At 72.8% G+C, this 14089-nt stretch carries 9 protein-coding genes; 3 read left to right on the top strand and 6 right to left on the bottom strand.

Annotated elements, in window-relative coordinates; genetic code table 11:
- Nucleotides 1-81 precede the first annotated feature (81 nt).
- The 3 genes from OIE75_RS24810 (at nt 82) to OIE75_RS24800 (ending at nt 6218) form a co-directional block, all read left to right on the top strand.
- Nucleotides 82-2886 (top strand): lysylphosphatidylglycerol synthase transmembrane domain-containing protein, encoded by a 2805-nt coding sequence (locus OIE75_RS24810; RefSeq protein WP_329472172.1) that lies wholly within the window; start codon nt 82-84, stop codon nt 2884-2886.
- A gap of 100 nt (nt 2887-2986) precedes the next feature.
- The gene (locus OIE75_RS24805) at nt 2987-4537 is read left to right on the top strand and encodes an alpha/beta hydrolase (protein WP_329472171.1); all 1551 of its coding nucleotides are present in this window, start codon (nt 2987-2989) and stop codon (nt 4535-4537) included.
- 139 nt (nt 4538-4676) lie between these two features.
- Nucleotides 4677-6218, top strand: a complete 1542-nt coding sequence (locus OIE75_RS24800) for an alpha/beta hydrolase (protein WP_329474048.1) — start codon at nt 4677-4679, stop codon at nt 6216-6218.
- Between the two features lie 83 nt (nt 6219-6301).
- Here OIE75_RS24800 and moeZ read toward each other — a convergent pair whose 3' ends face one another.
- The 6 genes from moeZ to OIE75_RS24770 form a co-directional block, all read right to left on the bottom strand.
- The gene (gene moeZ / locus OIE75_RS24795) at nt 6302-7480 is read right to left on the bottom strand and encodes an adenylyltransferase/sulfurtransferase MoeZ (RefSeq protein WP_161331531.1); all 1179 of its coding nucleotides are present in this window, start codon (nt 7478-7480) and stop codon (nt 6302-6304) included.
- 63 nt (nt 7481-7543) lie between these two features.
- A complete protein-coding gene (locus OIE75_RS24790; protein ID WP_329472170.1) occupies nt 7544-8293 on the bottom strand; it encodes a spherulation-specific family 4 protein in 750 nt (249 codons plus the stop codon).
- On the bottom strand, nt 8281-9339 hold the full coding sequence (locus OIE75_RS24785; RefSeq protein ID WP_307015005.1) for an NAD-dependent epimerase/dehydratase family protein: 1059 nt from the start codon (nt 9337-9339) through the stop codon (nt 8281-8283). The genes OIE75_RS24790 and OIE75_RS24785 overlap by 13 nt, the downstream gene beginning before the upstream one ends.
- Before the next feature lie 99 nt (nt 9340-9438).
- The gene (locus tag OIE75_RS24780; protein ID WP_329472169.1) at nt 9439-10707 is read right to left on the bottom strand and encodes a hypothetical protein; all 1269 of its coding nucleotides are present in this window, start codon (nt 10705-10707) and stop codon (nt 9439-9441) included.
- Nucleotides 10704-12422, bottom strand: coding sequence for a DUF3492 domain-containing protein (locus OIE75_RS24775; RefSeq protein ID WP_329472168.1), 1719 nt, complete (start codon nt 12420-12422; stop codon nt 10704-10706). Before OIE75_RS24775 ends, OIE75_RS24780 begins: the two co-directional genes overlap by 4 nt.
- Before the next feature lie 211 nt (nt 12423-12633).
- Nucleotides 12634-14088 (bottom strand): DUF3152 domain-containing protein, encoded by a 1455-nt coding sequence (locus tag OIE75_RS24770; RefSeq protein ID WP_329472167.1) that lies wholly within the window; start codon nt 14086-14088, stop codon nt 12634-12636.
- Nucleotide 14089 lies beyond the last annotated feature (1 nt).

The raw sequence follows: 14089 nt of genomic DNA, 5'->3' as shown, positions 1-14089 counted from the left end.
CACCCTGATGCCTGCCGAGGCCGACGCGGCATGCCACCATCGTGCGGGCGGTGACCAGTGATACGAGAGCAAGAAGAGGCGATGAAGCAGCAGGGTGTGCACCCCGAGGACGCCGAGGGCACCTCTGACGCTTCGTCGCGCCCGGACACCGTGGACGACGGCGGCGGGAAGTCCGCCCGGCGTGCGGCGGCGGGCAGGTCGGCCACGGCCGCCGATCCCGACGACGTGGCGCACATCGACGAAGTGGAGGGCGACGAACCGCTCCTCCCCGCGCGCGTGCACCGCCCCTCCGACCTCATGCGGCTGCTGGTGGGCGTACTCGCCGTCGCCGTACTCCTCGCCGTGGCCGCCTTCGCGCACGGCACCACCTCCGGCCTCGAACAGGACATCAACAAGGGGACCGGGCAGGCTCCCGACCTGCTCATCAAGATCGCGGGGCTGGCGTCCAGCATCGCGATCCTCCTGGTGCCGGTCGCCTTCGCGATCGAACGGCTGATCAAACGGGACGGGCTGCGGATCGCCGACGGCGTACTGGCGGCGGTCCTCGCGCACGGGGTGACCCTGGCCACTGACCTGTGGGTCGCCAAGGCCGCCCCGGGGTCCATCCAGGAGGCGCTCACCCAGCCGTCGCCGGGCGACATCCACGCGCTGACCGACCCCGTGCACGGTTATCTGGCTCCGGTCATCGCGTACATGACCGCGGTCGGCATGTCCCGCAGACCCCGCTGGCGCGCGGTGCTGTGGATCGTGCTGCTCCTCGACGCGTTCTCGATGCTCGTCACCGGCTACACCACGCCGTTCTCGATCATCCTGACCGTCCTCATCGGCTGGACCGTGGCCTACGGCACGCTGTACGCGGTCGGCTCCCCCAACGTCCGGCCCACCGGTCGGACGCTGATGGCGGGCCTGCGGCACGTCGGCTTCCGCCCGGTGACCGCCGCACGCGAGGAGGCACCGGCGGACAGCGCGGAGACCGGCGACCGCGGCCGCCGCTACTTCGTCACGCTGGAGGACGGGCATCCGCTCGACGTGACGGTGGTGGACCGGGAGCAGCAGGCGCAGGGCTTCTTCTACCGCGCCTGGCGCAACCTGACGCTGCGCGGCTTCGCCACCCGCAGCAGCCTCCCCTCCCTGCGGCAGGCCCTGGAGCAGGAGGCGCTGCTCGCCTACGCGGCGATCGGCGCCGGCGCCAACGCCCCCAAGCTGATCGCGACGTCCGAACTGGGTCCCGACGCGGTCATGCTCGTCTACGAGCACACCGGCGGACGCACCCTCGACTCCCTGCCGGACGAGGAGATCACGGACGAGCTGCTGCGCGGCACGTGGGAACAGGTCCAGGCGTTGCAGTCCCGGCGCATCGCACACCGCAGGCTGGTGGGCGACGCGATCCTGGTGGATCGTTCCGGCGCGGTGATCCTCACCGATCTGCGCATCGGCGAGATCGCCGCCGGAGACCTGCTGCTGCGCATGGACATCTCGCAGCTCCTGGTGACACTCGGCCTGCGGGTGGGCGCCGAACGCGCGGTCGCTTCGGCGGTGGGCGTGCTCGGTCCCGACGCCGTGGCGGACTGCCTGCCGATGCTCCAGCCCATCGCGCTCAGCCGCTCCACCCGCGCGACGCTGCGCAGACTCGCGCGGGAACGCGCCGAGCGCGAGCGCGAGGCGGTCCTGGAGTCGTCCCGGCAGGCCAAGCCGGCCCGTGCCGAGGCGGCCGCCGGGGAGGACGCGGGCGACACACCCGAGAAGAGCGTCCAGCTCACCAAGACGGAAGACACCAGCAAGACCGAGAAGACAGACAAGTCCGACAAGAAGGCCGCGCGTGCGGAACAGCGGGCCGAGAAGCGGGCCGTGGAAGAGGCGCTGGAGGAGGCTCGCGAGGAGGACCTGCTGACCCTGATCCGGCACGCCGTGCTGCGCATCAGGCCGCAGGCCCCGGTCGAGCCGGCCCGGCTGGAACGCGTGCGTCCGCGCACGCTGATCAGCTTCATCGCCGGGGCGATCGGCGCCTACTTCCTGCTGACGCAGCTCACCCACATCGAGTTCGGCCCGCTGATCTCGAACGCCCAGTGGGGCTGGGTGGCCGCGGCCGTGCTGTTCTCGGCGGCGAGTTACCTCGCGGCGGCGATGGCCCTGCTGGGCTTCGTGCCCGAGCGGGTGCCGTTCCTGCGGACCGTGGCCGCGCAGGTCGCCGGCTCGTTCGTGAAGATCGTCGCCCCGGCGGCGGTCGGCGGCGTGGCGCTGAACACCCGCTTCCTCCAGCGCGCGGGCGTGCGCCCGGGGCTCGCGGTGGCGAGTGTCGGGGCCTCCCAGTTGTTCGGGCTCGGCTGCCACATCCTGATGCTGATGGCCTTCGGCTATCTGACCGGCACGGAGAAGACGCCGTCGCTGTCCCCGTCCCGGACGGTCATCGCGGGTCTGCTGACCGTGGCGGTGCTCGTGCTCGTGGTGACCTCGGTGCCGTTCCTGCGCAAATTCGTCGTCACGCGCGTGCGCTCGCTCTTCGCCGGGGTCGTGCCGCGCATGCTGGACGTGCTGCAGCGGCCGCAGAAGCTGATCACCGGCATCGGCGGCATGCTGCTGCTCACCGCCTGCTTCGTGATGTGCCTGGACGCCTCGATCCGGGCCTTCGGCGACGACTCGACGTCGATCAGCCTGGCGAGCGTCGCGGTCGTCTTCCTCGCGGGCAACGCCCTGGGATCCGCCGCGCCGACGCCTGGAGGTGTGGGCGCGGTCGAGGCGACGCTGACGGTCGGCCTGATCGCCGTCGGCCTCCCGAAGGAGGTCGCCGCCCCCGCGGTGCTGCTCTACCGGCTGCTGACCCTGTGGCTGCCGGTCCTGCCGGGCTGGCTGATGTTCAACCACCTGACGCGGAAAGAGGCGCTCTGACCCAGGCGTCGAACGCGCGTCGAGTCGCGTGGCAACCCGCCCGTCCCTCGTACGGCCCCTGCCCCGAGCGCACCGCCCGGCGCGACCGCACGATGGACGCATGCCGAATCCCTCCCGGCTGCGCGCCGCCGCCCTGACCGCCACCGCCGTCACGCTGTCCGCCCTGATGGCAGGGTGCGGCGGCGGTTCGCAAGAGGACGACGAGAACCTCTCGCAGCAGAAGCTCAGCTGGAAGGAGTGCCCGGCGCCGTCCGAGGCCGAGGGCGGTGGTGCCTCCCCCTCCCCGCTGCCGGACGGCGACGAGTGGCAGTGCGCCACCATGAAGGCACCCCTCGACTACGACGACCCCGAGGGCGACACGATCGACCTCGCGCTGATCCGGGCCGAGTCGAGCGGTCCGGCCGACCGGCGGATCGGCTCGCTGATCTTCAACTTCGGCGGCCCCGGCGGATCGGGCGTGACCACACTGCCCGCCTTCGGGCAGGACTACGCGAAGCTGCGCACGCGCTACGACCTGGTCAGCTTCGACCCGCGCGGCGTCGGCCGCAGCGCGCCGGTGGAGTGCCTGGACGACAAGCAGCTCGACACCTACTTCCAGCAGGACGCCACCCCCGACGACGCGGCCGAGCGCACCGAGCTGGTGGACAACACGGAGGAGTTCAACGCGGCCTGCGAGAAGAACTCGAAGAAGGTCATCCCGCACGTCCCCACCACCGACGCGGCCCGCGACATGGACCTGATGCGCCAGGTCCTCGGCGACGACAAGCTGTACTACTTCGGCATCTCCTACGGCACCGAACTCGGCGGCGTCTACGCCCACCTGTTCCCGAAGCGGGTGGGCCGGGCCGTCTTCGACGCGGTCGTCGACCCCACGCAGACCCCGGAGCAGGGCTCGCTCGGACAGGCCGAGGGATTCCAGCTCGCGCTCGACAATTTCGCCGAGGACTGCGTGTCCAAGGTCGAGGACTGCCCCATCGGAGACACCGCCGACGACGTCAAGTCCCGTATCGCCCGGCTGCTGAAGGACCTGGACCGCAGACCGATCCCCGGCATCTTCCCCCGCGAGCTGACCGAGACCGCGGCGACTGGCGGCATCGCACAGGCGCTGTACTCGAAGGACTTCTGGGAGTACCTCACCGAGGGCCTGGAGCAGGCCTACGACGGTGACGGCCGGGTCCTCATGGTGCTGTCGGACTCGTTGAACGGGCGCAACGAGAACGGCCAGTACAGCAACATCACCGCGGCCAACGTCGCGATCAACTGCGCCGACGACAAGCCCCGGTACGACTCCGCCTACGTGGAGAGCAAGCTGCCCGCATTCCGGAAGGCGTCACCGCTGTTCGGCGACTTCCTCGCCTGGTCCATGCTCAGCTGCACCGACTGGGCGGTGGCCGGCGCCGCCGACCATCCGGACGTCAGTGCTCCGGGTTCGCCGCCGATCCTGGTGATCGGCAACACCGGTGACCCGGCGACGCCGTACGAGGGAGCCGGGAGGATGGCCGAGGAGCTGGGCGAGGGCGTCGGTGTGGAGCTGACCTACAAGGGCCAGGGCCACGGTGCCTACGACAGCCAGGACAAGTGCGTGCGGAACGCGGTGGACGGCTATCTGCTGGACGGGAAGGTACCCGCGGCCGGCGCCGTCTGCCCTTGACCGCGACATCGCCCCAGGACTGGGAAACACCAGGTCAAAGCGTTATCCACAGGCTTCGGCGGGCGCTGCGTGGTCCGCCTACCATGGCATGACCGCCATCCGCCGCACGGCGCGGACGGCTCGCGTGGGGGGAGAGGACATGGGGCGTCTCGTACGGTGGACGGCTCTGACGGCCGCCGCCGCACTGCTGACGGCGGGCTGCAGCGGCGGCTCGTCCGACGAGGACGGGGACGAGGGAGGCCGGAGCAGCGCGGGGCCCTCGGCGGCGGCACCGTCCGGGGTGCCCGAGGCGCTGGCCTCCCAGTCGCTGGACTGGGGCCGCTGCGAAGGCACCGCCGACTCCCCCGCACCGGGCGGCGACTGGCGGTGCGCCACACTCAGGGCGCCGCTGGACTGGTCCGACCCGGACGGCGAGACCATCGACCTCGCGCTGATCCGGGCCAAGGCCAAGGGCGAACAGCGCGTCGGCTCCCTGCTGTTCAACTTCGGCGGCCCGGGCGGATCCGGCGTCTCCATGATGCCTTCCTACGGCGAGCTCGTCTCCTCGCTGCACGAGCGGTACGACCTGGTGAGCTGGGACCCACGCGGAGTGGCCGCCAGCGAAGGCGTCCGCTGCCGCGGCGACGAGGCGATCGATGCGGCCGAGACGGTGGACTCCACGCCGGACACCGCGACCGAGGAACAGGCGTACCTGAAGGACGCGGCCGACTTCGGGAAGGGCTGCCAGAAGGCCGCCGGCAAGCTGATGGCGCACGTCTCGACCACGGACACGGCCCGCGACATGGACCTGATGCGCCATGTGCTGGGCGACGAGAAGATGCACTACTTCGGAATCTCGTACGGCACCGAACTGGGCGGGGTGTACGCCCACCTGTTCCCGAAGCGGGTGGGGCGCATGATCCTCGACGCCGTCGTGGACCCGGGCGCCGACACGATGGGCCACGCCGAGAACCAGGCCAGGGGCTTCCAGCGGGCGCTGGACGACTACCTGAAGTCGACCGGGCAGGAACCCCGGCAGGGATCACGGAAGATCACCGCCCTGCTGGAACGGCTGGACGCGGAGCCCCTGCCGACGTCGTCGCCGGGACGGAAGCTGACGCAGACGCTGGCGCTCACCGGCATCGTGCTGCCGCTCTACAGCGAGGCCACTTGGCCGACGCTGACCAGCGCGCTGGCGGCGGCCGAGGAGGGCGACGGCTCGGAGCTGCTCGCCCTGGCCGACGGCTACAACGAACGGGACGACTCGGGTCGCTACGGCACGACGACCCACTCCCAGCGGGTCATATCGTGCCTGGACGACAGGCAGCGGCCGACCGTGGAGGAGACGAAGGCGCTGCTGCCGAGGTTCGAGAAGGTCTCGCCGGTCTTCGGAGCCTTCCTGGGCTGGGACACGGCCGGCTGGTGTCACGACTGGCCCGTTCCCGGACAGCACGAGACCCCGGACGTGAGCGCGGCGGGCGCGGCCCCGATCCTCGTGGTCGGCAACACAGGCGACCCGGCCACGCCCTACGAGGGTGCCCGCAGGATGGCGGACGAGCTGGGCGAGGACGTCGGCGTGATGCTCACCTGGAAGGGCGAGGGGCACGGGGCGTACGGGAGCGGGAGCGACTGTGTCGACTCCGCGGTGGACGCCTACCTGCTGAAGGGGACGGTGCCCGAGGCCGGCAAGGTCTGCTCATGACGACGGCGGGGGCTTCGGGCACCCGTGGTGCGCGAAACCCCCGCCGTCCGCGGGACGAGTCTCGGCCGGTGGACCGGCTTCGGTCAGTAGACCGGCTTCGCCGGCTCGATCTGGTTGACCCAGCCGATCACGCCGCCGCCGACGTGCACGGCGTCCGAGAAGCCGGCGGACTTCAGGACCGCCAGGACTTCCGCACTGCGGACACCGGTCTTGCAGTTCAAGACGATCTTCTTGTCCTGCGGCAGGCTCTCCAGGGCGGAGCCCATGAGGAACTCGTTCTTCGGGATCAGCCTGGCGCCCGGGATGGAGACGATCTCGAACTCGTTCGGCTCGCGGACGTCGATCAGCTCGATGTTCTCGCCGTCGTCCATCCACTCCTTGAGCTGCTTGGGAGTGATCGTGGAGTCGGCGGCCGCCGCCTGGGCCTCCTCGGACACGACGCCGCAGAAGGCCTCGTAGTCGATGAGTTCGGTGACGGTCGGATTCTCGCCGCAGACCGCGCAGTCGGGGTCCTTGCGGACCTTGACCTGGCGGTACTGCATCTCCAGGGCGTCGTAGATCATCAGACGGCCGACCAGCGGCTCACCGATGCCCGCGAGGAGCTTGATGGCCTCATTGGTCTGGATGGAGCCGATGGACGCGCACAGCACGCCCAGGACGCCGCCCTCGGCGCAGGAGGGGACCATGCCGGGGGGCGGGGGCTCCGGGTAGAGGCAGCGGTAGCACGGACCGTGCTCGGACCAGAAGACGGACGCCTGGCCGTCGAAGCGGTAGATCGAACCCCAGACGTAGGGCTTGTTCAGCAGCACACAGGCGTCGTTGACCAGGTAGCGGGTCGCGAAGTTGTCCGTACCGTCGACGATCAGGTCGTACTCGCGGAAGATGTCCATCACGTTGTCGGCCTCGAGCCGCTCCTCGTGAAGGATCACGTCCACGTACGGGTTGATGCCCTTGATGGTGTCGCGGGCGGACTCGGCCTTCGAGCGGCCGATGTCGGCCTGGCTGTGGATGACCTGCCGCTGCAGGTTGGACTCGTCGACCTCGTCGAACTCGACGATGCCGAGCGTGCCGACACCGGCTGCCGCCAGGTACATCAGGGTCGGCGAACCGAGGCCGCCCGCGCCCACGGCGAGCACCTTGGCGTTCTTCAGCCGCTTCTGCCCGTCCATCCCCACGTCGGGGATGATCAGGTGGCGGGAGTACCTGCGGACCTCGTCTACGGTGAGCTCGGCGGCCGGCTCGACCAGGGGTGGCAGCGACACGGGGACTCCGTTGGTCGGTCAGTGATTACGGTTGCTCTGCCAGTAACACTGCCATGGCCTTTTTCATTCCGAGACACCCGTCCCGACCCGCGAGACGATTTCGTCCCAGTAGCCGGGCATCGTCTCCCAGGGGTCCACCCGGCCGCCCAGGTCCGTGCGATCGGTGAAGTAGATCGTCGCGGCACCCTGCCAGCGGGCGATGCGCAGCGCCTCCTCCAGGTGCCCGCGCGGGACGCCGTGGACGAAGTGGCAGAAGCGCTCGGGCGGATAGTCGGCGCTCCACTCGGCCGCCTGCGACCAGCGGTAGTCGGCCCAGGTGCCGGAGAAGGTCACGAGTTGGTCGGCGTTCTCGGCGTAGCCGGGGTAGGGGTGGGCGCCGTGGCAGAGGACGATGTGAGCGTCGTCACGGATCACGCGGAGTGTGCCGACGGTGCGGCGGATCTCGGGGAGGGCGGCCCGTTCGGACGGGCAGCGGTCGAGGAGGAAGCCGTCGACCTGGTACCAGTCGAGATACCGGTGGGCCTCGGAGATCTGATCGCCGAGGCTTCGTGCACCGTACGCGGCGTCGACGTGGCCGAGGACGCGGACGCCCGCGTTGCGCAGGCGCCCGGCGGCCTCCAGGCAGCGCGGGTCCGGGTGGGCGCCGGGGCCGTCGGCGATGTTGAGGACGACCCAGTGCAGGGGGGTACCGGGGCAGGTGAGGCCGGCCCACTCATCGGGGGCGACGAGGGGGTGGGCCAGCCCGGGGACGCCGAGGCCGGTGCGTATGCCGGTGCTCGCGGTGCCCGTCCTCGTGCTGGTCAGATACGACACGCCGCCTCCATCCAGATGTCCGCGAGGGACTCTTCGAGACCGATCCGGGGCCGCCAGCCGAGCCGGTCGCGCGCGGTGCGCACATCGGCCTGCTGCCAGCTGCCGCAGCCGTCCGGGTAGGGGTAGGAGACCGGCGCGGCGTGCTCGGTGTCGGCGCGGTCACCGCGGTGCCCGAGGGGTTCCGGGCGGTGGTGGCCGAGGCCGTCGGCGCGGTGGTGGCCCAGGGCGTCGACGCGGTGCCCGACGGATTCGGTGCGGGGATGGCCGATGGTGGGCCGCAGCGCGCCGGGCGGTCCGTCGAGTTCGTGCAGGGCGCCGCCGTAGCCGGCCACGCGGGCGAGGGTGGCGGCGGCGTCGCGCAGGCGGACGGCGCGGCCGGAGCCGATGTTGATGACGCCCTGGGCGGCGGAGAGCGAGGCGGCGTGCACGGCGCGGGCGACGTCGCGGACGTCGATGAAGTCGCGCTGGGCACCGAGACCGCCGAGCCGCAGCTCACCGTCCCCGGACTGCATGGCGCGGCGCATGGCCTCGGCGAGGCGGCCCAGCGGTGAGCCGGCGGGGGTGCCGGGGCCCGCGGGTGAGAAGACGCGGAGGACGACGGCGTCCAGGCCGGAGCCGAGGACCAGCTCGGTCGCGGCGAGTTTGCTCACGCCGTACGGGCCGCCGGGGCGGGGCACGGCGTCCTCGGCGGTGGAGGAGCCGGGCTGGCTGGGCCCGTACTCCGCGCTGCAGCCGACCTGCACCAGCCGGGCGCCGCACCCGCTGCGGCGCAGGGCCTCGCAGACGGTGGCGACGGCGACGGTGTTGTGCCGGGTGAGTTCGCGGGCGCCGCCCCGGGTGGCGCCCGCGCAGTTGACGACGACGCCGGGGTGGACCGCGTCCAGGAAGCGGGTGAGGGCGCCGGGGCTGCCGGTGGCGAGGTCGAAGCGGACGTCGGCGTCGTCGCCGCGGCCGAGAGCGGTGAGCTGGACGGCCGGGTCGGCGAGGAGACGGTCGGCGACGAAGCGTCCGATGTAGCCGTTGGCTCCGATCAGCAGGACTCTCATCGGGCGGCTCCCGGTGCCGAGGCGTCGGGTCGGGAGGTGGTCATCTGGGGCTCCTTCAGGGGGTGTTTGCGGACGTGTGCAGGGCTGCCCGGGGCGTGCTCATCCCGGCCGCTCCGTCGCTGCGTCGGCATGGGCGTGGGCGCTCGCCCTGGTCAGGCGACGGGACGCGTGCACCAGGAGGGTCAGCGCGCCGAGGCCGCAGGCCGCCGTGGGCACACCGGCCGGGCCGCAGGCGGCCACCAGGGCCTCCACGGGCACGGCCAGGAAGTCACAGCCGGGGAGGCGGCCGGCGAAGAGCGTGGCCAGGGCGGCTCCCTCGGCGGCGGCCGTGGCGGTGAGGACGAGCGTGGCGGAGTGGGCGTGGCCGTGCACGGTGAGCAGCCGGGCGAGCAGCAGCAGGGCGCCCAGGGCGAGAGCCTGGGGGTGTGCCGCGGGCTCGTCCAGGACCGCGCCGGTCAGCGTGAGCAGGGCGGTCAGAACGCCCATGTACAGGGCGAACGTGCCGAGCAGGAGGGGGCGTACGGAGGCGGAGAAGTCGGCGAGGCCGCGGCTGGACGTCAGTTTGCGCCGGGCGCGCACGGCGAAGAGGTGGGCGCAGACCGCGGCGGGCGCACAGGACAGCGCGAGCGCCACGACGGGGGCGGCGGTGAGGGGCCACTCCCCGTCGGCCGTGCCGTCCGGCAGGGCGTCGGGGCCTCCGGCGAGGGCGGTGCGCAGGAGTCCGTCGCCGAGGAGGGCGTAGCCGACCAGCCAGCAGGTCCAGGTACCGGAGGTTCGGGTGGCGGCGCTCAACGGGCCTCGGCGCAGTGCCGCGCGCAGCGCCATCGTCACGGCGAGCGCGCCGACGGCGGCCGCGATCAGGCGTGGCCTCCCGTCGGTGAGGCGCAGGCCGGCCACGGCGGCGGCGCACAGGACGCCGGGCAGCAGGGCGAGCAGGAGCCACGCGGCGCGGACGCTCGGGGCCGGCGGGTTCGTGAGGCGCGGCGCCGGGTCGTCGTCGCGCGGGACGCGGGCGTACATCTCCTCCGCGAGGGAGAAGACGTCCCGGTGCCGGAAGCGTGCGGCGGTACGGTCGGTGACGCCGTGCGCCTCCAGGCCGGCCGCGATCTCCAGCGGGTCCACGGCGCGTTCGCACAGGTCGCGGTGGCGGTGCATCAGGGCCTTCACGGGGTCCGCGTTGGACCGGCGGGCGCGGGAGGGCGACTGCCGGTCTCGCGAGGACGCCACCGCGCCCGCGCCACGGCTCCCGCTCTCATCCGTCCCGCCCTCGTCGCCACCGACGTCCGTCAGGGAACGGCGTGAGCGTTCGTCCCAGGCCCCCGGACTGCTGGGCGTCTCGGGCCGGTCCAGTTCGCCGAGGCCGCTCATCGGGACACTCCCTCGGGCGCGGCGGAGACGGGGGTCGTGGCCGCGACGGGTGTGTCCGTCGCCCAGCCGGGGCCGCCGCGTACGGCGATCCGGGCCGCGGGGTCGGCCCACCGGCCCGGGACGTGGGCCTCGGCCGGTACGCCGAACGGCAGGGGTGCGCCCATGTCGTCGAGGAGGACGCGCCGCACCGGTGTGCGCGAGAGGATCTCCAGGTAAATGCCGTGAAATGCCGCGACGTTCTGCTCGACGGTGAACAGCTCCAGTGCGCGGGCGCGCGCGGCGGCTCCGAGGCGCTCGCGGCGCTCGGGGTCGCGCAGCAGGGCGACGCACGCCTCGGCGAGCGCCCGCGGATTGCGCGGGGGCACGACGAGTCCGGTGCCGCCGATGGCCTCCACCACCGCGCCGACGTCCGTGGACACGGTCGCGCGACCGCAGAACATGGCCTCGACCAGCCCGGCCGGGAAGCCCTCGACGACGCTGGAGAGCACCACCAGGGCGGCGGAGGCGTACGCGTCGGCGCGGGACGGAAGTTCCGGCCCGCCGGTCTCCTCGAAGGAGACCGGGTTGCGGCCGACGGCGTGCGGACCGTCGGCCTCGTCGGGGAACAGCTGTGCGGCCAGGGCCTTGCAGTGCGCGAGGTAGGCCGCGCCCTCGGGGCCGGACGGCGTGCCGACGACCCGCAGGCGTGCCCCGGGCTCGGCCCTGCGGATCTCCGCGAAGGCGTGCAGCAGCGAGACCAGGTCCTTCGCCGGCTCCACGCGGCCGACCCAGACGAGGGTCCGCGGATCGGCGCACTCCGGCGACTCCCCCGCTTCGGCGAAGGGCGCGGCGTCCATGCCCGGGTGGACCGTGCGGAGCTTGGCACGGTCGGCACCGCAGCGTTCCTGCCAGCGGCGGGCGTGCGTGTTGCCGGGTGTGATCACGGCCGCGCGCCGGTAGGTCTCGGCGGCCAGCCGCCCGTGGAACGCGGCGAGCAGGGTCCGTGTGGACGGCGGGGCGTCGGGTTCCGTGAGGTAGTGCGAGCGCAGCCGGACCCCGTACTCGGTCACCAGCAGCGGCACGTCGTGGAATTGACGGGCGAGCAGACCGGGCAGGGCGGCCGGGCCGCCGGAGGCCGCGTGGCACAGGTCCACGGCTCCGAGGCCGTCGTCCTCGTACCAGTCGAGCGACAGGGGGCGCAGGGCGCGTTCGAGGCGCGCGGCGACGGCGAGCAGGTCGGGGACGCGCGCCTCGCGGGCGGAGCGGTGGGCGCCGGGCGCGCGACAGGCGCGTTCCAGGGCGCGCACGGCGATGTCCGACCGGAGCGCGGCGGACAGCCCGCCCTCGTCGCGGGCGAGTTCGGCGAGGCCGTACAGCGCGCTGGCGAAACGGTCCGCCTCTAGGGCCGACGCCTCCTCGGAGACCGCGGACGGATCTCCGGGTGCGGCCGTGCACAGGGCCGTGGCGATCTCGCCGTAGCAGTCGGCGAAGCGCCGGCGCGCGCGCCGTCCGAGCACGATCCCGTCGTCCTCGGTCTCCCACAGCGAGGCGGTGCGCACCCGGCTGACCTGCGGCGGCAGCGGCACCCACCCCTCGGCCTCCTGGTGCTCGCTGCGGCTGAGCGCGTAGACGTCGAACTCGTGCCGATCCAGCCCGCGCACGAGCCGGTCGCACCAGAGTCCGGCCTCACCGCTCACATACGGATAGCCACCCTCCGTAAGCAGTCCGATGCGCACGCGCGCACCCCCGATCTCCCGTCTGGGGAGCCGCCGTTGGCCCGGCGGCTCGCAGCGGGACGAACGTATGCGGACAACGCGGTGGCGCGATGGACGGTTGTCCGTCGCACCACCAAAAGGGGTGAACGGTCGTAACTTTCCCGTGCGGGGCGCGTTCCGTCGCGCTAAGAGATCAAGAGGTCACCACGCGTGACACTACGGCCAGGCCCGGTCAGCCCTTCGGGAAGGCCCAGGCGTTGGGGCGGCAGTCGATCCCGTCGTGGTCGACGAACTTGGTCTGCTGCTGCATGACCGGGGCGAGTTCGCCGTCCTTGTCGCAGGTGACGTGGTTGAAGCCGAGGCGGTGGCCGACCTCGTGGTTGATCAGCATCTGGCGGTACGCGAGCATCGCGTCACCGTAGGGCTCCGCGCCCTGCGCCCACCGGTAGGCGTTGATCATCACGCGTTCGGTGGCGGCGGAGTCGCAGGAGACGTTGTCCTCGGTCGTGTCCAGGCCGGACTTGGCGCACCAGTCGGCGGTGGTGCCGGGGCTGGCCAGCGTGATCACGAAGTCGGGCTGCCCCGAGTGGATGCGCTCGAAGGTGCGGGCACCGCCGTGGGCCCAGCTCCGCTCGTCGTTGAGGGTCTTCTGCACGGCCTCCGCGAAGAGGTCTCCGTCGAGGCCGAGCCCCCGTTCGACGTCCACACGGTAGGTGTACTTCTGCCCCTCGCCGGGCGCCTTGGCGATGCCGGGGATCGCGTCGAACTTCCCCGACGCCTTGAGCTCGGGGCTGAGCGGGTACCTCTTGCCGAGCTTCTGCCCGTACGTCAGGGGTGCGGCGGCCTCGGGCGCGGAGGGTGTCGGCCGCTCGTCGTCGCGGGACGCGGGGGCGTGGGCGTCGCGGGCCTGGCCGGCGGCCGACTGCGACCGCGTACCGCCGTCTCCGTCCGCCCCGTCGGCGACCTGGCCCGCCACGACCACCGCGAGCACGGTGGTGACGGCGGCCGCCGCGATGCCGGTGAAGGTCCTGCCCTTGCCGCCCTTGGCCGGCGCGGGCTCGCCCGTGGGCGGGGCGTCGTCGTCGCCGCCGTCCGCGCCCGGCCCCGCGTCCGCGCCGAGGCGGCCGCCGCCGTCCGCGCTCCAGTCGGTGACGGAGGCATACGGGTCGGCGGACGGCGCGGGGGCGGGCGTACGGCGCGGAGGACGGGCGGCGAAGACGTCGTCGTCCTCGGTGAAGGCGTCCAGGTAGTCCTGGCGCGGCCCGCCCTGAGGCGCCTGCCGCTGCCGCGGGAGGGACGGACCCGGCCGGGTGAACCGGTCGGGAGCCGCCGCCCGGCCGTTCAACTCGCCCCAGCCGCCGCCCGCTTCACGCTGCTCGGGGTGACCGCCCCGAACCCGCGGCACACCCTGAGCCGGAGTGCCGTCGGGGAACCGCGGTCCCCCGTACGCGGGCGTACCCCCCGGGGCGCCCTGCGTCCCCGGGAAACCTCGCGCCGGTCCGCCGCCGCCCGGAAGCGTCGGGGAACCGTGCGCGGGCGTACCGTCCGGGAACCGTGGATCAATGCCTCGCCCCGGAGCCGGGCGTCCCTGGGGCCCGCTCTGGGGGCCGAGGGGCCCACCCCGTGCCTTGGCGGTGTCCGCGGCGTCGGCCTTCGGGGCGGGTCCACGGCGGCTGTGGCGTCCCACG

Origin of the sequence: Streptomyces sp. NBC_01723 (genome assembly GCF_036246005.1) — a bacterium.
GTDB lineage: Bacteria > Actinomycetota > Actinomycetes > Streptomycetales > Streptomycetaceae > Streptomyces.
The sequence above is the reverse complement of the archived record's forward strand: the minus strand, read 5'-3'. Positions and strand labels throughout refer to the sequence as shown.